A 23,877-nucleotide genomic window follows, 5' to 3' on the forward strand; every position below is an offset into this window, starting at 1 on the left:
GGTGCTGCTCGCCGTCGCTGTAGCTGTTGCTGTCCCAGCTGTTGAGCCTCACTCGCTCCGGCTGCCACTGAGCCCGTTCGGGCTCGGCCGTCGTTTCTTCTGTTGCTTCACGCGACACACCCAGCCCTCCCCCACGCACTCATCGTCGAGGACCACCTCACTTCATGAACAGCGACAGCGACCTCCAGATCGCCGGCGACCTTCTCGAAGTACCGCACCTCCTCCAGGCGCCGCGCCAACACCCCGCCACCGTGGCCGAGTTCGCCGGCCTGGCCCGTTCCCTGGCCGACGACCGCTCCCGCTGGGAGCACCTCGTCGAGTACGACGCGACCACCCGCTGGTACCACCGGCTGGCGACCGGGCCCGGATACGAGGTGTGGCTGCTGTCCTGGCTGCCGGGACAGGGCACCGGACTGCACGACCACGGGGGCTCCTCCGGCGTACTGACGGTGCTCGACGGCACGCTGACCGAGCGCACCGACCAAGGCACGCGCGTGCTCGGCGCGGGCGCGCAGCGGGTGTTCGCGCCGGGGTACGCGCACGAGGTCGTCAACGACACGCTGGAACCGGCCATCAGTCTGCACGTCTACTACCCGGGCCTCACGGACATGCCGATGCACGCGAAGGCCTGCGCGGCGGGCGCGGAGGCGGCGGCCGTCACGGTCTGATCCGGCCGTGGTCGCGGGCGGGCGGCCCGTTGTCGTACCCGCCTGCGAGACTGCTTCCATGCGCATTGTGGTTCTGGCAGGCGGCATCGGTGGTGCCCGGTTCCTGCGCGGTCTGAAGCGGGCCGTGCCGGACGCGGACATCACGGTCATCGGCAACACCGGGGACGACATCCACCTCTTCGGGCTGAAGGTCTGCCCGGACCTCGACACGGTGATGTACACCCTCGGCGACGGCATCAACGAGGAGCAGGGCTGGGGCCGGGCCGACGAGACCTTCCACCTCAAGGAGGAGCTCGCGGCGTACGGCGTCGGGCCCGAGTGGTTCGGGCTCGGCGACCGGGACTTCGCCACGCACATCGTGCGGACGCAGATGATCAGCGCCGGGTATCCGCTGAGCGCGGTCACCGAGGCGCTGTGCGACCGGTGGAAGCCGGGGGTGCGGCTGATCCCGATGACCGACGACCGCGTCGAGACGCATGTCGCCGTCGCGATCGACGGTGAGCGCAAGGCGATCCACTTCCAGGAGTACTGGGTGCGGCTGCGGGCCTCCGTGCCGGCCGAGGCGATCGTGCCGGTCGGCGCCGAGCAGGCGAAGCCGGCGCCCGGGGTCCTGGAGGCCATCGCCGCGGCGGACGTCATCCTCTTCCCGCCGTCCAACCCCGTCGTCTCCGTCGGCACCATCCTCGCCGTGCCCGGCATCCGGGAGGCCATCGCCGAGGCCGGGGTGCCGGTCGTGGGCCTCTCCCCCATCGTCGGCGACGCGCCCGTGCGCGGGATGGCCGACAAGGTCCTCGCCGCCGTCGGCGTGGAGTCGACGGCCGCCGCCGTCGCCGAGCACTACGGCTCCGGGCTGCTCGACGGCTGGCTGGTCGACACCGTGGACGCGGGCGTCGTGGAGCGCGTCGAGAGCGCGGGCATACGGTGCCGGGCCGTGCCGCTGATGATGACCGACCTGGACGCCACGGCGGAGATGGCCCGCGAGGCGCTGGCGCTGGCGGAAGAGGTGCGGGGCGCGTGAGCGAGGACGTCATGAACAGAGTCACGCCCGGTGGCGGGTACCGCGTCTGGGCCCTGGCCGGGATCCCCGAGGTGCGGGAGGGGGACGACCTCGCCAAGCTGATCGCCGCCGCCGAACCGGGACTGATCGACGGGGACGTGCTGCTCGTCACCTCCAAGATCGTGTCGAAGGCGGAGGGCCGGATCGTCGAGGCGGCCGACCGGGAGGCCGCGATCGACGCCGAGACCGTACGGGTGGTGGCCCGGCGCGGGGCGCTGCGCATCGTGGAGAACCGGCAGGGGCTGGTCATGGCCGCCGCCGGGGTCGATGCCTCCAACACGCCCGCCGGGACCGTGCTGTTGCTGCCCGAGGACCCCGACGCCTCCGCGCGGGCGATCCGGGACGGCATCAGGGACGCGCTCGGGATCGAGGTCGGGGTCGTCGTCACCGACACGTTCGGGCGACCCTGGCGCAGTGGGCTGACGGACGTCGCCATCGGGGCCGCCGGGGTGCGTGTCCTCGACGATCTGCGGGGCGGCACCGACGCGCACGGCCATCCCCTCAGCGCGACCGTCGTCGCCACCGGTGACGAGCTGGCCGCCGCCGGTGACCTGGTCAAGGGCAAGGCCGCCGGGCTGCCCGTCGCCGTCGTCCGGGGGCTCGGGCACGTGGTGGGCGAGGACCACGGTGAGGGGACGCGGGCGCTGGTCCGGGGCGCGGCGGACGACATGTTCCGGCTCGGCACCTCCGAGGCCGTACGGCTCGCGGTGACCCAGCGGCGTACGGTCCGGGCGTTCACCGACGAGCCGGTCGACCCGGGTGCCGTGCGGCGGGCCGTGGCCGCCGCGGTGACCGCGCCGGCGCCGCACCACACGACGCCGTGGCGGTTCGTGCTGCTGGAGTCCGAGCAGTCGCGGGTACGGCTGCTCGACGCCATGCGGGACGCGTGGATCGCGGATCTGCGGCGGGACGGCAAGAGCGAGGAGTCGATCGCGAAGCGGGTGCGGCGCGGGGACGTGCTGCGCCACGCGCCGTATCTGGTGGTGCCGTGTCTGGTGATGGACGGCTCGCACCACTACGGGGACGCGCGGCGGGACGGCGCGGAGCGGGAGATGTTCGTGGTCGCCGCCGGGGCGGGCGTGCAGAACTTCCTGGTCGCGCTGGCCGGGGAGCGGTTGGGGTCGGCGTGGGTGTCCTCGACGATGTTCTGCCGGGAGGTCGTGCGGGAGGTGCTGGGGCTGCCGGAGGGGTGGGATCCGATGGGGGCGGTGGCTGTGGGGCATGCGGCCGGGGCGCCTCCGGCTCGGGGGGAGCGGGATGCGGAGGCTTTTGTCGAGGTGCGGTGACGGGAGGACCGGGACGCCTATTGGTTCGGGGGTGCGGGTGCGTCGGCGGGTGCGGGTGTGTCGTGGCTGATCGCGCAGTTCCCCGCGCCCCTGAAAACGTGCAGGCCCCCTAGGCTCATAGGGGCACCGCATCTCTGACTAGGACCTTCTCTTGGCCGGACGTTTTCCTCAGCGGCCCACTCGTACGACTGTGCGGGGTGGGGAGGTCGTCGTGCCCGGTGGGGTGCCTCGGCAGGCTTCGGCGGCCGGGAGGCGGCGGAGTTGGGGGCCTGAGGGGGCGCTCGATCTGGGGCTTGTGCTGGGGCCGTTGCGGCGGGGGCCCGGGGATCCGACCTTCCGGGCGGTGCCGGACGGGTCCGTGTGGCGGGCCAGTCGTACGCCGGTCGGGGCCGGGACGCTGCGGGTCGCGCTGCGCGGTGGGGTCGTCGAGGCGGAGGCGTGGGGGCCCGGCGGTGAGTGGCTGCTCGATCGGGTGCCCGCGCTGCTCGGGGCGCTGGACGAGCCGGAGGTCTTCGTGCCGCGGCATCGGGTCGTGGCGATGGCCTGGCGGCGGCGGCCCGGGTTGCGGCTGACGCGGACCGGGCTGGTGCTGGAGTCGTTGATCCCGTCGGTGCTGGAGCAGAAGGTCACCACGGACGAGGCGTACCGGGCGTGGCGGCTGCTCGTACGGAAGTACGGGGAGCCGGCGCCGGGGCCCGTGCCGCCGGGGATGTTCGTGATGCCCACGGCTCGGGAGTGGGCGTTGATCCCGTCCTGGGAGTGGCATCGGGCCGGGGTCGACGACAAGCGGGCGTCGACGATTCTGCGGGCGGTTCGGGTGGCGGGGCGGCTGGAGGAGGCCGTGGGGATGGGGCCGGTGGAGGCGCGGGCGCGGTTGGAGTTGGTGGCGGGGATCGGGCCTTGGACGTCGGCGGAGACCGTGCAGCGCAGTCATGGGGCGGCGGACGAGGTGACCGTGGGGGATCTGCATCTGCCGGGGATCGTGGGGTTCGCGTTGGCGGGGGATCGGGATGCGGATGACTCCGTCATGTTGGCGTTGCTGGAGCCGTATGCGGGGCAGCGACATCGGGCGGCGCGGTTGGTGTTGTTGTCGGGGCGTGTGCCGGGGCGGCGTGCGCCGCGGATGAGGCGGGGGGACATCGGGCGGTTGTAGAGCACCCCGCGTTTGCGCTCCGCGCGGGGTGCGTTGTCGAGTGCGGGTCCGGTGGGGGCTGGTCGCGCAGTTCCCCGCGCCCCTGAAAAGCAGGGGCTGCGCCCACTGCTTTTCAGACCCGCCGCCGGTCGCCTTTCAGGCCGCGGAGGGCTGGTCTTCCAGGCCCGCAGGGGCCTGGTTCTTCTGGGGGCGCGGGGAACTGCGCGAGAAGCCCCACCGGGCCGGCAGCCGACAGCGTGCCCCCGGCTACTGGTCCGACGAGAAGCGGAGCGCTCCCGTGGGGATTTGGGCGTCGCACCAGACGCGGACGCCGGTGCGGAGTTCGTTGTCGGCGCCGACGATCGCGCCGTCGCCGACGACCGCGCCGGTGAGGATGGAGCGTTCGCCGATGCGGGCGCGGGCGCCGATGAGGGAGTCGGTGATGACGGCGCCGGGTTCGACGACCGCGCCGGCGAGGACCGTGCTGCCGAAGACGCGGGCGCCCTCGCCGACGAACGCGCCCTCGCCCACCACCGTGCCGCCGGTCAGCTTGGCGTCGCCCGCGACCCGGGCGGTGGGCAGGACGAGCCGGTCGCCGCAGCGGCCGGGGACGGCGGGCGACGGGGCGCGGCCGAGGACGAGGTCGGCGGAGCCGCGGACGAAGGCCGCGGGGGTGCCGAGGTCCAGCCAGTAGGTGGAGTCGACCATGCCCTGGAGGTGGGCGCCCGCCGCCAGCAGGTCCGGGAACGTCTCGCGTTCCACCGAGACCGGGCGGCCCGCCGGGATCGTGTCGATGACCGAGCGGCGGAAGACGTAGGCCCCCGCGTTGATCTGGTCGGTGACGATCTCCTCGGGGGTCTGGGGCTTCTCCAGGAAGGCGAGGACGCGGCCCGTGTCGTCGGTGGGGACGAGGCCGTAGGCGCGGGGGTCGGTCACCTGGGTGAGGTGGAGGGAGACGTCCGCGCCGGTGGACTCGTGGGTGGCGACCAGGCGGCGGATGTCCAGGCCGGTGAGGATGTCGCCGTTGAAGACGAGGACGGGGTCCTCGGGGCCCGAGTGGAGATGCGAGGCGGCGTTGCGGATCGCGCCGCCCGTGCCCAGGGGCTCCTCCTCCGTGACGTATTCGAGGTGGAGGCCGAGGGCGGAGCCGTCGCCGAAGTGAGGTTCGAAGACCTCGGCCAGATAGGAGGTGGCGAGAACTATGTGGTCGACTCCCGCCGCCCTCGCTCTCGCCAACTGGTGCGTGAGGAAGGGGACTCCGGCCGCCGGGACCATGGGCTTCGGGGTGTGCACCGTGAGCGGGCGCAGCCGGGTGCCTCTGCCGCCGACCAGGAGGATCGCTTCTGTCACCTGTCGTCTCTGCTTCCTGCCGGGACCGGCCGAACTGTCATTCGACCGGCCAGTGTATGCAGACCGTTCCATGGCGCCTTCATGGCCGTGCGAAGGTTCGTGTCTGGCATGACGTCCGGCCGGTCGCTGGTGTTCGACCGGGGCTCGCGCCCCGGCTCCCCCCTCACCTTGCCGTCGCGCTATCGGCCTTGATAGCGGGCGGCGTCCTTGCGGGCCGTACCGAGCTTTCCGTAAAGGCGCCCCCCCGGGCACTCGGTCGCGAACCCGTCCCGGTGGCCGGAGATCACGTGCAGTCGTACCTTCTTACCTTTTGGGTAGAGATTGCCACCACCCGAAGTGAGGTATGTCTTGCCATTCGGGTTCGCCCCGTAAAGACCGAGTTTCCAGGCTGTTAGTTGCGCGATCCCCTTGACCGCCACCGCGGGCGGCTTGGTGGTCGTGTAGCTGCCGAGGACCGCGATGCCCATGCTGTTCGTGTTGAAACCGAGCGTGTGGGCACCCATGACGGGCTTCGCGACACCACCCGCGCGCCCCTCGTAGATGTTTCCGCACTTGTCGACGAGGAAGTTGTAGCCGATGTCCCGCCAGCCGCTGCTCACCACGTGGTAGCGGTAGATACTGCGGATGACGGAAGGGGCCTGCGCACACTTGTAGTTGTTGCCGGATGCCGTGTGGTGCACGAAGGCCGCGCTGACCCGGGTGGTGTAGCGGAAGTCGCGCTCGCGCAGCTTCTCGTCGGCGCCCCAGCCGGCCCGGGTGACGATCTTCGGGCGCGGCCCGATGTACGGCTTCGCGCCGGGTGCCACGTTCGCCAGCCGCTCCACCGTCTCCTTGCGCGACAGCGCCGGGATCGTGGTGGCGCCGAGCGGTGCGAGATCGGCGTTGACGGCGGAGGCGGCCGCCGACTCCGCAGTCAGCGTGCCCAGGCGCGGGGTGTCCACGGTGCCGACCGGCGGGGGCTCCGCCGCCGTCTGCGCGGCGCCCGTCACGGACTCCGGGCCCGCCGCGCCCTCCGGGATGCCCGAGCCGGGGTCGACCAGCTCCAGACGTAGGCCGTCCGGGAGCATCTGGACGCCCGGAGCGGTCGTACGGCCCTGGGTCTCCGCGCGTACGCGGACCTCGACGCCGTCCGACTCGCCGACCCACAGCGGGGCGGTGGAGCCGCGTACGCGGCCCGAGGAGCGCTCGGCGGTGTCCGGGTCGGCCGCGTGCTCGTGGTTGTGCGTCTCGACGTCCTGCCAGCCGGACCAGCGGGCGGTGTCCTTGGCGCGGGTACGGACCTGGACGCGGCCCTGGAGTTCGGTGTCCGGGTCGTCCCAGACGACACCGACCAGGGAGAAGGACCGGACGTCCCGCTTGCCCAGGCCCTGTTCGGCGGCGGCCGGGCCGAGGTTGCGGTCCGCGCCGAGCGGGACGAGGGGGAGCGACTGGGTGCTGCCGGACGCGGGCGCGAGCGCGAGCCGGCCGGTCGGGGCCGAGGCTCTCGCCGGGGTGAGGAGTGCGGTGGAGGACGAGTCCGTCGGGGTCGCCGCGGATGCCGTCGCCGGGAGTGCCGCAGGGAGGGCGAGGGCCGCCGCGCAGGTGACGCCGATCGAGGACGCGAGGAATCGTGATCTACGCATGTGTCCGATCCTGGACATAGTCATACATATCTGTCCATCCCGGAATTGACGGGGCGTCGGCCTCGCTCCGCCGAACCGGTGGCGATTCCGGTCCGCCCGGGAACCGCGGGCGAGCGGTCCCCGCGTACGCTTACGCGGGTGAACGCCACCGACCGCACCCCTGCCGACCTGCTGCGATCCGCGCTGGCCGCGGATCCCGCCCGCCCCCTGGTGACCTTCTACGACGACGCCACGGGCGAGCGGGTCGAATTGTCCGTGGCCACCTTCGCCAATTGGGTGGCCAAGACCGCGAACCTCCTTCAGGGCGAGCTGTCCGCGGAGCCGGGCGACCGGGTCGCGCTGCTGCTGCCCGCGCACTGGCAGACGGCGGTGTGGCTGCTGGCCTGTTCGTCGGTGGGCGTCGTCGCCGAGGTCGGCGGGGATCCGGCGGCGGCCGATCTCGTGGTGAGCGGGCCGGACACGCTGGACGCGGCCCGCGCGTGCTCCGGGGAGCGGATCGCGCTCGCGCTGCGGCCGCTCGGGGGGCGGTTCCCGCAGGCGCCTGCCGGGTTCGCCGACTACGCGGTCGAGGTGCCGTCGCAGGGGGACCGGTTCGTGGCCTACGCGCCGGTGGATCCCGAGGAGGCGGCGCTGGTCGTGGCCGGGCGGGAGTTCAGTGGGGCGGAGGTCGTGGAGCGGGCTCGGGCGGAGGCGTCCGGGCTCGGGCTGACGGGGCCGGGGGCGCGGGTGCTGTCGGGGTTGCCGTACGACACGTGGGAAGGGCTTGCCGCCGGGTTGTACGGGCCGCTTGCCAGTGGGGGGTCCGTGGTGCTGTGTCGGCATCTTGGGCAGCTGGGTGAGGATGCGTTGGCCAAGCGGATCGAGAGTGAGCGGGTTACTTCGGTCTCGCGGTGATGGGGTGACTTGAGGACGCGGTGACGCCGTTCGGGGTGCGGTGGTGAGGCGCCTGCCGGCCGGTGGGGCTTCTCGCGCAGTTCCCCGCGCCCCCAAAAGGGCGCGGTTGCCCTCAGCCCCATCCACAAGGCACCCCGTCCCCCGTTCGGCCTAGTCCCGGCCGCCCCTCGGTGTCTCTCGCGCCATCGTCGTAGGAGCAGCGACTCGCTCGTACGACGGTGAGGGGTGGCCGGAAGTGGACGACGTCGGAGGCAGGGTGCGTGGGCTGGGGCCCGGTGTGGGGGGAACGCCCACCGGGGCCGGGCTCGGGCGTCGGCGCCGGCGGCGGTGGGTGCGGTGGGCGGGGGGCGGGGCCGCGCTGGTGCTCGTCGCGGCCCTGGGGGCGGGGTGGGTGGCGTACCGGAAGCTGGACGGGAACATCACCTCGGACCGGACGGCGGCGGACGAGCTGGCGCGGTACGAGAAGGAGCGGCCGACGGCGCTGGTACGGGGCGCGCAGAACATCCTGGTGATCGGGTCGGACTCGCGGTCCGGGGACGGGAACGCCGAGTACGGGCGGGACTCGGGCACCGAGCGGTCGGACACGACGATCCTGCTGCATCTCGCGGCGGACCGGCGCAGCGCGACCGCGGTGTCGCTGCCGCGGGATCTGATGGTGGACGTACCGAGCTGCCGGCGACCGGACGGACGTCGGACCGAACCGGTGTTCACCATGTTCAACTACGCCTTCCAGAACGGTGGTTCGGCCTGCACCATTCGGACGGTCGAGCGGATGACCGACATCCGGATCGACCATCACGTCGTCGTCGACTTCAGCGGCTTCAAGGAGATGGTCGACGCCGTCGACGGGGTCCAGGTGTGCCTCGCCGAACCCATTCACGACAAGCAGGCCAGACTGCGGCTCCCGGCGGGCAGGGTGAAGCTCAATGGCGAGCAGGCGCTGGGGTATGTGCGGGCCCGCAAGTCGCTGGGGGACGGCAGCGACACCGAGCGGATGGACCGGCAGCAGCGTTTCCTCGCGGCGCTGGTCACGAAGGTGCGCAGCAATGGCGTACTGCTGAATCCGGTGAAGCTGTATCCGGTGCTGGACGCGGCCACGTCGTCACTGACCACGGACCCGGGACTGGCGAGTCTGCGCGGGCTCTACGACCTTGTGCGCGGGCTGAGAACGATTCCCATGGAAAAGGTGCAGTTCCTGACCGTTCCGCGGAAGTCATATGCGTACGACGCCAATCGTGACGAGCTCGTCGAGCCCGCGGCGCGGAGCCTTTTCGCGCGGCTGCGCTCTGACGCACCCCTGGCGGTGGCGGGGGAACTGCCCGAGGGGATGCGGGAAGGGGATACGGAAGAGCTTTCGGGAAGTCTCTCCGGGACGCCGGATCCGATGCCGACTTTCCGCGGCAGTACGGCCGCGGAGGAGGACTGCGGGTGACCTGGGCAGGGACCTCCAGGTAAAACCCACGTCAACACAAGGAACAAATGCTCTAGGAAATGGGCAGATTGCCCAGTTGTAGGGACGTGCAATTTGTCACCGCCGTCGCTTGACGCGTGATCGGGCAGCTAGTGTGAGCGATCCGGTGCGTCAGGCCTTCTCGGTCGCGCACCACTTGCATCGAGACCCGAGCGTCTTTTGAGGGGGAAGGCGCCGCGTGGCCCCGACGGAGGAATCAGACAACCGTGGACGCGCAAGGCCGTGGGCGGGCGGACGACATCGACCCCGCAGACCAGTGGGTACTCAACCCGAGCACCGGTGAATACGAACTGCGACTGAGTCCTTCCGCACCGCAATCGGCGGTGCCGAGGCCGCGCCGGGCCGCACCAGCGGCGGCGGGCGCCAGGGCGACGAGCACCACCACGCGTTCCGCGTCGGTGGGCACGGACACCCGGGAGATCCCCGACACGCTGCCGGGCCCCCGGCGCCGTCGGGGCGCCCCCGAGGAGGACCCGCTGCCGGGTCGCCGGGGCGGCCGGGGCAAGGCCAAGGCCAAGCCGAAGAAGTCCACGGGCAAGCGGATACTGGTGTGGACGGGCGGCACACTGGCCTTCCTGCTGGTCGGGATCAGCGCCGCGGGCTATCTGTACATCCAGCACCTGAACGACAACATTGACAAGATCGCGGACGACGGCGCGGGCACCGGCGGCTTCAGCAAGGACCGGGCGATCAACCTGCTCGTGATCGGCACGGACAAGCGGACCGGCGCGGGCAACGAGAGCTACGGCGACAAGGAGAGCGTCGGCCACGCCGACACCACGATCCTGCTGCACGTCTCCAAGGACCGTACGAACGCGACCGCGATGAGCATCCCCCGCGACATGATCGTGGACATCCCGGACTGCCCGACCACGCAGGAGGACGGCTCCAAGAAGAACATCGCGGGCACGAACAACGTCCGGTTCAACACGAGCCTCGGCCAGGACGGCCGCACCCCGAGCTGCACCATGCGGACCGTGGAGGAGCTGACCGGCATCAAGTCGGACCACTTCATGGTGGCCGACTTCAACGCGGTGAAGACGCTCTCCACGGCCATCGGCGGTGTCGAGGTCTGTCTGGCGAAGGACATCAAGGACTCCAAGTCCAAGCTGGACCTCAGCGCCGGCAAGCACACCATCGAGGGCGAGGAGGCGCTGGCCTTCCTGCGCACCCGCTACAGCGTGGGCCTCGGCAGCGACCTGAGCCGGATCGAGCTGCAGCAGCAGTTCCTCAGCTCGATGATCCGGCAGATGAAGTCCAAGGACACGCTGACCGACCCGACGAAGGTGGTGGACCTCGCGGAGGCCGCCACCAAGGCGCTGTCCGTCGACTCCACGATCTCCGACTTCAACAAGCTGGCCTCGCTCGGCAAGGAGGTCGGCAAGGTCGACACGAAGAACATCACCTTCACCACCGTGCCGGTCATCGACAACACCGACGGCGCGACCGTGCTGCCCAAGCCGCAGAGCGCCGAGCAGCTGTTCTCGACGATCCGCGACGACATCTCCCTCACCGAGGTGAAGAAGCAGGCCAAGGCGAAGGAGGCCGCGAAGCTCAAGGGCACGCGCGCCGACGCCTCCGAGGTCCGGGTGAGCGTCTACAACGGCGGGGCCGAGGCCGGCAGCGCACAGGCCACTCTCAACTGGCTGCAGAATGATGTCGGCGTGACCAAGTCGAGCCAGCTCGGCAATGCCGACAAGACGTTGAAGAAGACGACCCTCGCGTACGACTCCGACCAGGCCGACCAGGCGCGCAAGCTGGCCGATCTGATGGGGCTGTCCGCGTCCGCGCTGAAGCCCGGCGAGGGCAACAGCGAGACCAACTCCCAAGGGCTGCCCTCGATGGTGCTGACCCTGGGCGAGGACTTCAAGGGTGCCGGGGTGTCGCTGAGCGCGACGTCGGCGGCGGACCTGGACGTCGAGAAGAACACCGCGGACAAGGAAAAGTGCGCCAGTTGATGACCTGAGCGGGTCAGGGCACGTCTTACCGGACGCGAGCGCGGTTCCGGGCGGTACACCACCAACGGCTGCCGGGCGGGCGCGAGGACGCGCCCGGCCGGTCGGTTCTCGGTGCCTTCGTCATGTCACGTCGTGTCACGTCATGTCATCCGGACGGCACGCATGACGCGTTCAACAGAACATGAGTACATCCGAGTCGGGGTCTCGGCAGTCCAACAGGCGGCGGGGACGGCCCCGCCACTGCAGGGTGGGGAGGGGCAGGGAGATGGTACGGAGTGACGTGCGCGGGGACGGGGGGCGACCGCGCGTCGAGGAACCCGGCGAGGACGGGGACCTGGAGCCGCAGGAGGAGCCGTCCGGCTCGGAGGACGGCGACGCTGATGTCAGAGTCCCCGAGCAGGGCGGACGGAAGCGCCCGAGCGGTGATGACGGCGCCGGTGGCGACGGCGGTGGGCGGGGGCGCACGAAGGCCGCCGGGAGACCCCGGCGCAGACGGGCGCTGCGCTGGTCGGCGACGGTTCTGGCGGTCGTGATACTCGGCACCGCGGGTGCCGGTTATGTCTACTTCCAGCACCTCAACGGCAACATCAAGAAAGAGAAGCTGAACCTCGGCGAGACGAAGATCGCCGAGCCGACGCCGAACGCGGCCGGCCAGACCCCGCTGAACATCCTGCTCATCGGCTCGGACGCGCGGAACACCGCGGAGAACCAGAAGCTCGGCGGCGCCAGGGAGACCTTCGACGGCCCCCCGCTCGCCGATGTGCAGATGCTGCTGCACCTGTCCGCCGACCGCACCAACATGTCGGTCGTCAGCATGCCCCGCGACACCCTGCTCCCCATCCCCAAGTGCACGGACCCCGACAACGGCGACGTGTACGAGGCCTCCACGTCGGCGATGACCAACGACTCGCTGCGCCGCGGCGGCCCCGGCTGCACGGTCGCCACCTGGCAGGAGCTGACCGGGATCCGGATCGACCACTTCATGATGGTCGACTTCTCCGGTGTGGTGTCGATGGCCGACGCGATCGGCGGTGTGCCGGTGTGCGTGACCGACAACATCTACTCGCACACCAGCACGGGCAAGGGCTCGGGGCTGAAGCTGGAGAAGGGCACCACCTACATCAAGGGCAAGCAGGCCCTGCAGTGGCTGCGCACCCGGTACGGCTTCGAGGACGGCAGCGACATCGCGCGGGCCAAGGCGCAGCACCAGTACATGAACGCGATGGTCCGCGAGCTGCGCGAGAACGCCACGATCAGCAACCCGAACAAGCTGCGCAACCTGGCCGAGGAGGCCACGAAGGCGCTCACCGTCGACGAGGGCCTCGGCTCGGTGACCGGCCTCTACGACCTCAGCACCGAGCTGCGCAAGGTCGAGCCGGCCCGGATCACGATGACGACGATGCCGTACACCTACGTCGGCGCCCGGGTCGTGCCCAAGGAGGGCGACGCGGAGAAGCTGTTCCGGCTGGTGCGCGAGGACATCGCACTGGACGGCAAGGACAAGAAGAAGACCACCACCGAGGACGCGACCTCCGACGATCCGGCGGCGGCGAAGGACAAGATCGGGGTGCTGGTGCTGAACGGCACCATGACGTCCACGCTCGCCCCGGTCGCCGGCCGCGCCCACACGGTGTCGCAGTTGCTCGTCGAGGAGGGCTTCGCCAAGTCCTCGTCCGACGCGACCACCGCGGTCACCGAGGACAAGACGGTCGTGCGCTATCCGAGCGCCGAGCTGGAGGGCGACGCCCAGGCGGTCGCCAAGGCCCTCGGCATCCCGCTGAGCCAGGTGGAGAAGTCCACGAACGTCTCCGGGGTCACCCTCGTCGTCGGCGCCGACTGGCGTGAGGGGAAGACGTACGAGGCCGAGAAGGAGGACGACACGACACCCGAGTCGGCGGACGCCCTCAACGGAGCGAACGAGAAGGCGTGCATGGAGGTCGACCCGGCGTTCACCTGGTGACCACGCGAGCCGTACGCGCATGAGCAGGGCCCCTCACGTGATCGTGTCGTGAGGGGCCCTGCTCATGCGTTCGGTGTGCTCAGCTCTCGGTCAGCACCGCCGGGCGGCGGGAGGCGATGACCTTCTTCGCGAGCGACTTGGGGCTGGTGAGGAAGCCGAAGCCCCAGGACATGTGCATGGTGGCGAGGGCGACGGGGATCTGGAGGCGGGCCTTGAGCGGCAGCCCCTTGCCCGCCGGGACCGAGCCCGCGACGATCGCCGCGAGATAGCCGCCGGGGATGACGAAGCCCAGCGGCGTCAGCAGGCCGCCCACCAGGACACCGGCCACGATCGCGCACACCGCGGTCGGCGGGGCGAGATAGCGCAGGTTGATGGAGCCCTCGTGGTAGCGGGCGACGACGTGCCGCCAGCGCCCGTAGTCCTTGTACTGCTTGGCGAGCGCCTTCACGCTGGGCCGCGGCCGGTACGACACCCGCAGCTCGGGCGAGAACCAGATGAGGCCGCCCGCCTCGCGGATGCGGAAGTTCAGTTCCCAGTCCTGGGCCCGGATGAACTCGACGTTGTAGCCGTCCTGCCGCTCCAGCGCCTCGCGACGGAAGACGCCCAGGTAGACCGTCTCGGCCGGACCGGCCTGGCCGCCCGTGTGGAACGCGGCGTTGCCGACGCCGATCTTCGAGGTCATGGCGGCGGCGACCGCGTGCTCCCAGTCGTTCTCGCCCTCGGCGTGCATGATGCCGCCGACGTTCTGCGCGCCGGTCTCCTCCAGGAGCCGTACGGCGGTGGCGATGTAGTTCGGCGAGAGGATGCCGTGGCCGTCGACGCGGACCACGATCGGGTGGCGGGAGGCCTTGATCGCGGCGTTGAGCGCGGCGGGCGTACGCCCCGTGGGATTCGGGACGGTGTGCACGCGCGGGTCTTCCGCCACGAGCTGGGCCGCGATCTCGTCCGTGCGGTCCTTGGACGGACCGAGGGCGATCACGACCTCCATCTCGCCGGCGTACTCCTGCGCGAGGATCGCTTGGACGGCTCCGCGCAGATGCCGCTCCTCGTCGAGGACGGGCATGATCACGGACACGGCGGGGAGCGGCACGTCGGGGAGCTGCGGGTCGGGGAGCTGCGCGTCGGGCTTGGCGTTCATAGGGGGCTCACGTTACCGCGAACGGGGGACACGAACGCGCGCCGCCCGGTCGCGTGCGCGGGGCACGGATGCCGGGACCCTACGGTGCTCAAGGTTCTCTGGGTTCTCTGGCTTCTCCCTGTTCTTCACCCCCTTCCCCCGACCGGTCCCGCGGAGGTGTCCCCCGTGTCCACACCGCCCCGCCGCCCAGCCCGTCCGCAGCAGCCCCGGCCTCCCGTGCGTCCCCGGCGGCGGAGCTGGGCCATGCGGGCGGTGACCACGCTCTCGGTGGTGGTGCTGGCCGCCGCGGGCATCGGGCACGCGGTGGTGACCCGCCTGGACAACGAGATCACCCGGGTCGACGCCTTCAAGGACATGAAGAACCGCCCCGAGGCCGGCCACGGCATGAACGTCCTGCTGGTCGGCACCGACGGCCGCGACCGGATCAGCGAGGAGGAGCGGCGCAAGTACCGGCTGGGCGGCGCCCCCTGCCACTGCACGGACACGATGATGATCGTGCACATCTCGGAGGACCGGGAGCGCGCCAGCATCGTGAGTCTGCCGCGCGACTCGTACGCCGAGGTCCCCGAGCACACCGACCGCACCACCGGGAAGACGCACCCGGCGCACCCGGTCAAGCTGAACGCGGCGTACGCGGAGGGCGGGCCGGGGCTCACCGTGCGGACGGTCGAGCACATGACGAAGGTGAAGATCGACCACTACGTCGAGGTCGACTTCACCAGCTTCATGCGGACCGTCGACGTCCTCGGCGGTGTCCGGATCTGCACCACCCGCCCGCTGAAGGACGCGTACACCGGCCTCGACCTGCCCGCCGGCACCCATGACCTGGACGGCGGCCAGGCCCTGCAGTACGTCCGCTCCCGGCACGCCGACGGCTCCTCCGACCTCGGGCGGATGAAGCGGCAGCAGCGTTTCATGGCGTCCCTGATGTCCCAGGCCACCTCCTCCGGGGTACTGCTCAACCCGATGAAGTTCCGCGACATCACCCAGGCCGTCCTCGGTTCCGTCCGCGCCGACAAGGAGTTCGGCACCGGGGAGCTGATCGACCTCGGCCGCGCGATGCGGAACCTCACACCGGCGTCCTCGGAGTTCACCACCGTGCCGATCGGGCGCATGGGGTACGCGGTGAAGGGCATCGGCTCGACGCTCAAGTGGGACGACGCCAAGTCGGCCCGGCTCTTCGGGGCCCTGCGCGACGACCGCCCCCTCGCGCCGTTCAAGGCCCGCGGCACCTACGCCCTCGTGGACGTGGCCCCGCAGCAGATCCGCGTCCAGGTCGAGAACGGCACCGCCGTCCTGGGCCTCGGCAAGAAGATGGACCGTGAGCTGGCCGCGACCGGCTTCCGCACCACGAAGACTCCGGTGAACGCCCCCGAGCAGAACGTCACCCGCACCCTCGTCTTCTACGACCCCCGCTGGGACCGCTCGGCCCGCTCCCTCGCCGCCGCGCTCCCCGGCGCAAAGCTCCGCCCGGTCCGCGCCCAGGGCCCCACCCTCAAGGTGGTCGCCGGCACGGACTTCAAGGGCGTCCGCAAGGTACGCGCCGAGGACCCGGAGCGGGGCGAGTCCGGGGTGGTACGGGGCGACCAGGTGTCCTGCGCCTGAGAAGAGCCGTCGCCGGAAGAGCCGTCGCTGTTCGAGAAGCCTGACCACTGTTCGACTTGAGTGCGATTTGTGTCAGCTTGGCAACAGCACTGCCCTGGTTTTTCGTCGACCCTTGTAAAGGACACAGCAGGACCCGGCACACTGGGCCCCATGAACGATTGGCCCGAGGGATGGTCCGGCAACAACCGCGGCGGCGACTACGCCCAGCCCGATGGTCCGCGTGTGATGCGCCAGGTCCGTCGCGGCCCGTCGGCACCCCCTCAGGGTGGCGTGCCCCAGCAGCCCGCGTACGGCGGCCAGTACGGCGACTCGTACAGCGACGGCTACGGCAACAACGGCTCCGACCAGTACGGCGGCGGCTACAACAGCGACTACAACACGGGCCAGGTCTACGGCGCCGGTGGCGGCGGTGACGGCCACGGCGGCGGCCGGGGCGGGCGTCCCGCGCCGGACTGGCGGCGTCGTATCAAGCTCACGGCGATCACGGTCACCGTGGTGGTGCTGGCGACGACGATCGGCACGTACTTCTGGGCCGACTCCAAGCTGAACCGCGAGGTCGACCTGTCGAAGGTCATCGACCGGCCGGAGGCGGGCGAGGGCACCAATTATCTGATCGTCGGCTCCGACAGCCGTGAGGGCCTGTCCGACGACCAGAAGAAGGAACTCCACACCGGGTCCGCCGACGGCAAGCGCACGGACTCGATGATGATCCTGCACACCGGTTCCAACGGGCCGACGCTGATATCGCTGCCCCGGGACTCCAACGTCGAGATCCCGACGTTCGTCGGCTCCGAGTCCGGCAAGACCTTCAAGGGCACCGGCCGCCAGGTGAAGCTGAACGCCGCGTACGCGGAGGACGGGCCCGAGCTGCTGGTCCGTACCGTCGAGGCCAACACGGGGCTGCACATCGACCACTACGTGGAGATCGGCTTCGCGGGCTTCGCGAACATCGTCGACGCGGTCGGCGGCGTGGAGATCGACATCCCCAAGGGGGGCATGAAGGACACCAAGTCCGGTGCGAACTTCGAGGCGGGCAAGCAGACGCTGAACGGCGAGCAGTCCCTCGCCTTCGTCCGCACCCGCTACGCCCTCGCGGGCAGCGACCTGGACCGTACGAAGAACCAGCAGAAGTTCCTCGCGGCCCTCGCCAGCCAGACGGCGACACCGAGCACGGTGCTGAACCCGTTCAAGCTGTACCCGACGATGAGCGCCGGTCTGGACACCCTGATCGTCGACGAGGACATGAGCCTGTTCGACCTGGCCGACATGTTCTGGGCGATGAAGGGCGTGACGGGCGGCGACGGCAAGTCGATGAACATTCCGATCTCGGGCAACGCCGCCAACGGCAACCTCCAGTGGGACACCACGAAGGTGAAGCAGCTGGTGGAGCAGTTGAAGAACGACGAGACGGTGACGGTGTCGGGCAACTGACCCGCCCACCGCACGGCTGAGGGGCACCCCGTGACGGGGTGCCCCTCAGCCATGGGGTGGATGGTGTCAGGCGGTCGCGCCCGCCATCGTCCGGCACATCTCGGAGCAGCGGCGACACGCCTCGGCGCATCGCATCAGCTGCTGATCGTCCGGCATGGACATACACGCCTCGGCGCACATGTCACAGGCGCGGGCGCACATCGCGCACATCTCGGCGGACAGCGGCGAGCGGCGCATCATCATGTCCGCGCACATACGGGTCATCTCGGCGCAGTCCATCAGGGCGCGCATGATCTGCATCTGGGCCTGGCCGCCGGCCTGCATGCAGGAGCTCATGGTCTCCTCGCACATGCTGTGGCAGGTCATGCAGGCGTTGACGCAGTCCTGCATCTCCTTGCTCATGGCGGTCATGGCTCCGGTGTGCTGCGTCATGGCTCCTCCTGGGGGTGGTGGGAGTGCGGGGTCCGGGACCGGACCCGCGCACTTCCGTCCTACGCCTCCCCGCGCACCTCCGCCACCGCTCCGAAGGGCCTTGTTACGGCAGGTTGCGCGCCATGACGATGCGCTGGACCTGGTTGGTGCCCTCGTAGATCTGGGTGATCTTGGCGTCGCGCATCATGCGCTCGACCGGGTAGTCGCGGGTGTAGCCGTAGCCGCCGAGGAGCTGGACGGCGTCCGTGGTGACCTCCATGGCGACGTCGGAGGCGAAGCACTTGGCGGCGGCGCCCTGGAAGGTGAGGTCCTTGTCGCCGCGCTCGGACTTGGCTGCGGCCTGGTAGGTCAGGGCGCGGGCGGCCTCGACCTTCATGGCCATGTCGGCCAGCATGAACTGGATGCCCTGGAAGTCGGCGATCGGCTTGCCGAACTGCTTGCGCTCCTGGACATAGCCCTTGGCGTAGTCGAGGGCGCCCTGGGCGACACCGAGGGCCTGGGCGGCGATGGTGATCCGGGTGTGGTCCAGGGTCTTCATCGCGGTGGCGAAGCCGGTGCCCTCCTCGCCGATGATGCGGTCGGCGGGGATGCGGACGTTGTCGAGGTAGACCTCGCGGGTCGGGGAGCCCTTGATGCCGAGCTTCTTCTCCGGGGCGCCGAAGGAGACGCCCTCGTCGGACTTCTCGACGACGAACGCGGAGATGCCCTTGGAGCGCTTCTCGGGGTCGGTCACGGCCATCACCGTGTAGTAGTCGGAGACGCCCGCGTTGGTGATCCAGCGCTTCACGCCGTTGAGGATCCAGTGGTCGCCGTCGCGGACCGCGCGGGTCTTCATCCCGGCCGCGTCGGAACCGGCGTCCGGCTCGGAGAGGCAGTACGAGAACATCGCGTCGCCCTTGGCGAGCGGGCCCAGGTACTTCTTCTTCAGCTCCTCGGAGCCGGAGAGGATCACCGGCAGCGAGCCCAGCTTGTTCACGGCCGGGATCAGGGAGGAGGAGACACAGGCGCGGGCCACCTCCTCGATCACGATGACCGTGGCGAGCGCGTCGGCGCCGGCGCCGCCGTACTCCTCGGGTACGTGCACGGCGTGCAGGTCGTTGGCGACCAGCGCGTCCAGCGCCTCCTGCGGGAAGCGGGCCTCCTCGTCCACGGCGGCGGCGTGGGGCGCGATCTTCGCCTCGGCGAGGGAACGGATCGCGTCACGGAGCATGTCGTGCTCCTCGGACGGGCGGTACAGGTCGAAATCAGCCGATCCGGCCAAGGTCTCTCACGCTCCTGACGCTAACTACCGTTAAGTAACACAAATTTTAGAGCCCTGTCCGCGCGACGGGTACGTGAGTTTGACGACAGGCGGCGGGCTGCGGGGAATCTGCCCGGTGAGGGGCTCGAACACGCCCCGACTATGCTCACGTCCACGCAGCTGTGCACGCGTGCACTCCCCCCGGCCGGACATCCCCAGGAGCACCCATGGCCCTCAAGATCACCGTGATCGGCACCGGCTATCTCGGCGCGACGCACGCCGCGGCCATGGCCGAGCTGGGGTTCGAGGTGCTCGGGCTCGATGTCGTCGAAGAGAAGATCGACATGCTCCGGCGGGGCGAGGTCCCGATGTACGAGCCGGGCCTGGAGGAGCTGTTGCGCAAGCATGTCGCCGGGATCGAGGGGTCCAGCGGGCGGCTGCGCTTCACGACCGACTACGCCGAGGTCGCGGCCTTCGGCGACATCCACTTCGTCTGCGTCAACACCCCGCAGCGGCACGGCGAGTACGCCTGCGACATGAGTTACGTGGACGCGGCCTTCGCCTCGCTCGCCCCGCATCTGACGGGCCCGGCCCTGGTGGTCGGCAAGTCGACCGTGCCGGTGGGGTCCGCGGACCGGCTGGCCGCCTATCTCGCCGAGCACGCGCCCGCCGGGGCGGACGCCGAGCTGGCCTGGAACCCGGAGTTCTTGCGCGAGGGCTTCGCCGTGAACGACACCCTGCACCCGGACCGGCTCGTGGTGGGGGTGCGGAGCGCGCAGGCCGAGAAGCTGCTGCGCGAGGTGTACGCGACGCCCATCGGCGAGGGCTCCCCGTTCGTCGTCACCGACTTCCCGACCGCCGAGCTGGTGAAGACCTCCGCCAACTCCTTCCTCGCCACCAAGATCTCCTTCATCAACGCCATGGCGGAGGTGTGCGAGGCCGCCGGGGGCGATGTCGCCAAGCTGGCGGAGGCGATCGGATACGACGACCGGATCGGCAGGAAGTTCCTGCGGGCCGGCATCGGGTTCGGCGGCGGCTGTCTGCCGAAGGACATCCGGGCGTTCATGGCGCGCGCCGGTGAGCTGGGCGCCGACCAGGCACTGACGTTCCTGCGCGAGATCGACTCCATCAACATGCGCCAGCGCGGTCAGATGGTGGAGCTGGCCCGGCAGGCGCTGGGCGGCGGGTCCTTCCTCGGCCGGCGGGTCGCCGTCCTCGGCGCCACCTTCAAGCCGGACTCCGACGACGTACGCGACTCCCCCGCCCTCAACGTGGCCGGGCAGATCCACCTCCAGGGCGGCCAGGTCACCGTCTACGACCCCAAGGGCATGGACAACGCCCGGCGGCTCTTCCCGACGCTCGGGTACGCCGACTCCGCGCTGGACGCGGTACGGGGCGCCGACATCGTGCTGCACCTGACGGAGTGGAGCGAGTTCCGCGAGCTGGACCCGGCGGCGCTCGGCGAGGTGGCCTCGACGCGGCTCGTGCTGGACGGCCGTAACGCGCTGGACCCGCAGCTGTGGCGGCGGGCGGGCTGGACGTACCGGGCGATGGGGCGGCCGACGGCGTAGGGCCGCGCGCGGGGTGGCTTCGTGGCTTCGTGCGGTGCGGGCGACGCGAGGTGACGCCGTTCCGGCCGAGGCTCAGTCGGCCGGAACGGCGTCTTTTCATATTGTCCACCGTTCCGGCGCCCGGCGGGGGCGAAGCGCTTACTTCGCTCGGTAACGGCGCATCTTCGCGCGGGCGCCGCACACCTGCATCGAGCACCAGCGGCCCCGGCCGGCCGGGCTGCGGTCGTAGTACGCCCAGTGGCAGTCGGGGGCCTCGCAGGCCTTGAGGCGCTGCCAGGTGCCCGCCGTGAGGGCCTCCGCGACAGCCGCGGCGACCCGGGAGAGCAGGGGGGCCGGGTCGGCGTCGGCGGCGGGGCGCAGGGCCGCGGAGCCGTCGGCGGCGGAGACCGTGACGACGAGCGGGGCGGCGGCCAGGAGATCGCCGAGCGGGGTCACCGGGCGGTGCGGTACGTGGCCGGCGTGGGCCAGCAGGGTCGCGCGCAGGGACTCCCGCAGGTCGCGTACGTCCGTCAGGTCCTCGCCGGCGGTCAGGTCCAGGCGGGCGCGGCCCTCCGGCGTGTCCAGGGCGTCGGCGCCCGACTCCAGGTCCAGCGTGTTCACCAGGCTCTCGACGAGGGCCAGGGCGCCGGGGGCGGACGCTCTCTCACTCATGCGACGACGTTACCTCTTAGGGGGATGCATAAGGTAACCGTTACTGGTTACTCTCCTCTAGAGGTAACGCGCACAGTGACGAGAACCGCTCAACAAGAACTGCAACGAGAACAGCTACGAGAACAGCTACGAGCAAGGAGAAGGCCATGGCCATCGCCAAGCTGGATGTCGTCGTTCTGGACTGTCCCGACCCGGCCGCGCTCGCCCGGTTCTACGCCGAGGTGATCGGCGGGACGGTCAGGGGAGAGGGGGACTGGGTGGACCTGGAGGTGCCGGGCGGGGGTGCGCGGCTGGCGTTCCAGGAGGCGCCGGGGTTCGTGGCGCCGTCGTGGCCCTCGGCGGAGCGGTCGCAGCAGTTCCATCTCGATCTCGACGTGGAGGACATGGACGCGGCGGAGAAGGCGGTGCTGGCGTTGGGGGCGACGGTGCTGGACGCGGCGGATCGTGAGCGGGGGTTCCGGGTGTATGCGGATCCTGCGGGGCATCCGTTCTGTCTATGTCGCGCTTGAGCTCCGCTGCTGCCGAGTTCGCGGTAGGGGGAGGGTCGCGGGGGTGTGTTCGGCGGCTGCGGGTTCGTCGTGGCTGGTCGCGCAGTTCCCCGCGCCCCTGAAAAGAGGGCTGCGCCCCCTTTTCAGGGGCGCAGCCCCCGGTGGCCTCAGCCGTCCAGGTCCGTGATGTTTGCCGTCGAGGCTTCTCGGCGGTCCTTTGCCGCTCTGGCTGTGAAGTCGGCGGTGCGGAGGACGCGTTGGACGTTGCCCCAGGTGAGGAGGGCGAGGTCGGGTTCTGACCAGCCTCGGTGCATGAGTTCGGCGACGAGGCGGGGGTAGCAGGAGGCGTCGGTGAGCTCCTGGGGGTGGGCGGCGCCGGAGTCGTAGGTGCCGGAGAGGCCGACGCACTCGGGGCCGGCGATCGCGCGGACGTGGTCGAGGTGGTCGGCGACGTCGCGGATCGAGGGGCCGGTCTGCTCGGCGGTGAGCGGCACCATGCACAGGCCCCGGGCCTCGCCCAGCGCGGCGAGGAGGTCGTCGGCGAGGTTGGCGGGGTGGGCGCGCAGGGCGGCAGCGGCCGAGCGGGTGCACACGACCGGCGTGCGGGAGACCGCGAGCGCCCGGCGGACGGTCTGCTCCGAGGCGCCGGAGACGTCGGCGAGGACGCCGATGCGGTTCATCTCGCGGACCACCTCCTCGCCGAACCTGCTCAGCCCGGACTCGCCCGCCCAGGACGCGCCGGTGAGGGTGAGGGCCTTGAGGCCGAGCCCGTGCAGGGCGCGCAGGATGCCGAGGGAGTCGCCGATCGCCGGGGCTCCGGCGGGGCCGAGCAGTACGGCGACGCGGCCGCAGTTGCGGGCGTCGGTGGTCTCCCCCGCGCTGTGCACGAGCCGCAGGCCCTCGGGGTGGGCGTGGACGACCGTCCGGACCAGGTCCAGCTGCTCCAGCGTGGCGCCCACGGCCCGTTCGCTCTCCAGCCCCTCCGGCAGGTGCAGCGACCAGAACAGCGCGCCGATGTGCCCCTTGCGCATCCGCGGCACATCCGTGTCCACCCCGCCCTCGCCCAGCTCCAGGTCGTACCGGGGCAACTGCCGCAGCACCCACGGCAGCCCGCTGTACCCGTCCGCGACAGGGTGCGCGACGAGGAAGGCGTGCGCCTCGGCCAGCTCGGAGGAGGGCTCCGCGGCAGACGCCGGCGAGGGCTCGGCGGTACCGGGGGCGGCGATGGTCCCGGGGGCGGTGGCCGTCCGGGTTCCGTAGGCGTCGAGGTCAGCGGTGTCCGAGGCGGGGGCCCCGGCGGGGGCCGCGGTGGGGGCCGTAGTGGGGAAGGCGGCTGTCGCACGGCCGCCCTCGGCGGTGCGACCGGTGACGGCATCGGTTCGCTCGCCTTCGGCCCGGTGGCCGTCTGCTCGACCGGCATCCACTCGACCGGCGTCCGCGCGACCGGCGCCGGGTCGGCTGCCGCCAGGGCGGCTGCCGAGGAACCGCCGACCGCGGGCCGAACGGCGGTGGCCATCGGCAGGACGGTCGTCGGCGGAGCGGTGGTCATCGGACCGGTGGTCGCCGGATCGGTCTCCGGCGGATCGGTCTCCGGCGGACCGGTCTCCCGCGGACCGGTCTCCACCGGATCGGTCGGTGGACCGGTCACCGGGTCGGTCGCTGGACCGGTCACCGGGTCGGTCGGCGGGCCTCTCGCCCTGCCAGTCGGCGGGCCTCTCGCCCGGCCGGTCCGCGGACCTCTCATCCCGCCGGTCCGCGGACCGCTCACCAGGCCGGTCGGCGGATCGCTCGGCGTCCGCTTCGCCTTCGCCGTTCTCGGGTCGGCCGGGAGCGGCGGGGCCGCCGGGGGCTATCGGCTCCGGCGCCGGGGTGTGTCGGTCGGGTTTCGGCTTGGGCTTCGTGGGGGTGGGGGGCGTGTCGAGT

Annotated in this window: 19 protein-coding genes; 12 read left to right on the plus strand and 7 right to left on the minus strand. The window is 71.1% G+C overall.

Translation table 11 applies throughout. From position 1 onward, the window contains the following. Nucleotides 1-164: 164 nt before the first annotated feature. The 4 genes from ACZ7MG_RS18510 (at nt 165) to ACZ7MG_RS18525 (ending at nt 4,164) form a co-directional block, all read left to right on the plus strand. Nucleotides 165-668 carry a cysteine dioxygenase gene (locus ACZ7MG_RS18510; RefSeq protein ID WP_471394747.1) on the plus strand — a complete coding sequence of 168 codons (504 nt, stop codon included), beginning with the start codon at nt 165-167 and terminating at the stop codon, nt 666-668. A 58-nt stretch (nt 669-726) separates the two neighbouring features. Continuing rightward, nucleotides 727-1,686: a 2-phospho-L-lactate transferase gene (cofD, locus tag ACZ7MG_RS18515; RefSeq protein WP_471394750.1), complete on the plus strand. Its 960-nt coding sequence runs from the start codon at nt 727-729 to the stop codon at nt 1,684-1,686. Between the two features lie 11 nt (nt 1,687-1,697). After that, the gene (locus ACZ7MG_RS18520; protein ID WP_471395023.1) at nt 1,698-3,011 is read left to right on the plus strand and encodes a coenzyme F420-0:L-glutamate ligase; all 1,314 of its coding nucleotides are present in this window, start codon (nt 1,698-1,700) and stop codon (nt 3,009-3,011) included. A 151-nt stretch (nt 3,012-3,162) separates the two neighbouring features. Beyond that, entirely contained in the window at nt 3,163-4,164 is a 1,002-nt protein-coding gene (locus ACZ7MG_RS18525) for a DNA-3-methyladenine glycosylase family protein (protein ID WP_471394753.1), read from the plus strand. A gap of 246 nt (nt 4,165-4,410) precedes the next feature. Here ACZ7MG_RS18525 and manB read toward each other — a convergent pair whose 3' ends face one another. Together manB and ACZ7MG_RS18535 are read right to left on the minus strand one after the other, a co-directional pair. After that, nucleotides 4,411-5,493: a mannose-1-phosphate guanylyltransferase gene (manB, locus tag ACZ7MG_RS18530; RefSeq protein WP_471394756.1), complete on the minus strand. Its 1,083-nt coding sequence runs from the start codon at nt 5,491-5,493 to the stop codon at nt 4,411-4,413. 179 nt (nt 5,494-5,672) lie between these two features. Next, complete coding sequence (locus tag ACZ7MG_RS18535) at nt 5,673-7,133, minus strand: peptidoglycan recognition protein family protein (protein ID WP_471395025.1); 1,461 nt, start codon at nt 7,131-7,133, stop codon at nt 5,673-5,675. Between the two features lie 120 nt (nt 7,134-7,253). Here ACZ7MG_RS18535 and ACZ7MG_RS18540 point away from each other — a divergent pair, with 120 nt between their 5' ends. The 4 genes from ACZ7MG_RS18540 to ACZ7MG_RS18555 all read left to right on the plus strand — a co-directional run bounded on the left by ACZ7MG_RS18540 (nt 7,254) and on the right by ACZ7MG_RS18555 (nt 13,398). After that, nucleotides 7,254-8,009: a TIGR03089 family protein gene (locus tag ACZ7MG_RS18540; RefSeq protein ID WP_471394759.1), complete on the plus strand. Its 756-nt coding sequence runs from the start codon at nt 7,254-7,256 to the stop codon at nt 8,007-8,009. 235 nt (nt 8,010-8,244) lie between these two features. Further along, on the plus strand, nt 8,245-9,441 hold the full coding sequence (locus ACZ7MG_RS18545) for an LCP family protein (RefSeq protein WP_471394762.1): 1,197 nt from the start codon (nt 8,245-8,247) through the stop codon (nt 9,439-9,441). 245 nt (nt 9,442-9,686) lie between these two features. Next, on the plus strand, nt 9,687-11,438 hold the full coding sequence (locus tag ACZ7MG_RS18550; RefSeq protein ID WP_471394765.1) for an LCP family protein: 1,752 nt from the start codon (nt 9,687-9,689) through the stop codon (nt 11,436-11,438). A 265-nt stretch (nt 11,439-11,703) separates the two neighbouring features. Beyond that, nucleotides 11,704-13,398: an LCP family protein gene (locus ACZ7MG_RS18555; RefSeq protein WP_471394769.1), complete on the plus strand. Its 1,695-nt coding sequence runs from the start codon at nt 11,704-11,706 to the stop codon at nt 13,396-13,398. 79 nt (nt 13,399-13,477) lie between these two features. Here ACZ7MG_RS18555 and ACZ7MG_RS18560 read toward each other — a convergent pair whose 3' ends face one another. Next, nucleotides 13,478-14,536 (minus strand): glycosyltransferase family 2 protein, encoded by a 1,059-nt coding sequence (locus tag ACZ7MG_RS18560; RefSeq protein ID WP_471394771.1) that lies wholly within the window; start codon nt 14,534-14,536, stop codon nt 13,478-13,480. A gap of 165 nt (nt 14,537-14,701) precedes the next feature. Between ACZ7MG_RS18560 and ACZ7MG_RS18565 the strand changes: the two genes are divergently transcribed. Continuing rightward, on the plus strand, nt 14,702-16,141 hold the full coding sequence (locus tag ACZ7MG_RS18565) for an LCP family protein (RefSeq protein ID WP_471394773.1): 1,440 nt from the start codon (nt 14,702-14,704) through the stop codon (nt 16,139-16,141). Nucleotides 16,142-16,291: 150 nt separating this feature from the next. After that, nucleotides 16,292-17,572, plus strand: coding sequence for an LCP family protein (locus ACZ7MG_RS18570; RefSeq protein ID WP_471394776.1), 1,281 nt, complete (start codon nt 16,292-16,294; stop codon nt 17,570-17,572). A gap of 66 nt (nt 17,573-17,638) precedes the next feature. Here ACZ7MG_RS18570 and ACZ7MG_RS18575 read toward each other — a convergent pair whose 3' ends face one another. Together ACZ7MG_RS18575 and ACZ7MG_RS18580 are read right to left on the minus strand one after the other, a co-directional pair. Then, on the minus strand, nt 17,639-18,004 hold the full coding sequence (locus ACZ7MG_RS18575; RefSeq protein WP_471394779.1) for a four-helix bundle copper-binding protein: 366 nt from the start codon (nt 18,002-18,004) through the stop codon (nt 17,639-17,641). Nucleotides 18,005-18,107: 103 nt separating this feature from the next. Beyond that, a complete protein-coding gene (locus tag ACZ7MG_RS18580) occupies nt 18,108-19,265 on the minus strand; it encodes an acyl-CoA dehydrogenase (protein ID WP_471394782.1) in 1,158 nt (385 codons plus the stop codon). A 206-nt stretch (nt 19,266-19,471) separates the two neighbouring features. Between ACZ7MG_RS18580 and ACZ7MG_RS18585 the strand changes: the two genes are divergently transcribed. Next, nucleotides 19,472-20,815, plus strand: a complete 1,344-nt coding sequence (locus tag ACZ7MG_RS18585) for a UDP-glucose dehydrogenase family protein (RefSeq protein ID WP_471394785.1) — start codon at nt 19,472-19,474, stop codon at nt 20,813-20,815. Between the two features lie 138 nt (nt 20,816-20,953). Here ACZ7MG_RS18585 and ACZ7MG_RS18590 read toward each other — a convergent pair whose 3' ends face one another. Beyond that, the gene (locus ACZ7MG_RS18590; RefSeq protein ID WP_471394788.1) at nt 20,954-21,466 is read right to left on the minus strand and encodes a CGNR zinc finger domain-containing protein; all 513 of its coding nucleotides are present in this window, start codon (nt 21,464-21,466) and stop codon (nt 20,954-20,956) included. Nucleotides 21,467-21,612: 146 nt separating this feature from the next. Here ACZ7MG_RS18590 and ACZ7MG_RS18595 point away from each other — a divergent pair, with 146 nt between their 5' ends. Beyond that, on the plus strand, nt 21,613-21,975 hold the full coding sequence (locus ACZ7MG_RS18595) for a VOC family protein (protein WP_471394791.1): 363 nt from the start codon (nt 21,613-21,615) through the stop codon (nt 21,973-21,975). 146 nt (nt 21,976-22,121) lie between these two features. Here the strand turns inward: ACZ7MG_RS18595 and ACZ7MG_RS18600 are convergent, their stop codons facing one another. Next, nucleotides 22,122-23,180: a dipeptidase gene (locus tag ACZ7MG_RS18600; RefSeq protein ID WP_471395027.1), complete on the minus strand. Its 1,059-nt coding sequence runs from the start codon at nt 23,178-23,180 to the stop codon at nt 22,122-22,124. Nucleotides 23,181-23,877: the final 697 nt, after the last annotated feature.

The sequence above is a fragment of the Streptomyces sp. NPDC107538 genome, from assembly GCF_055657445.1.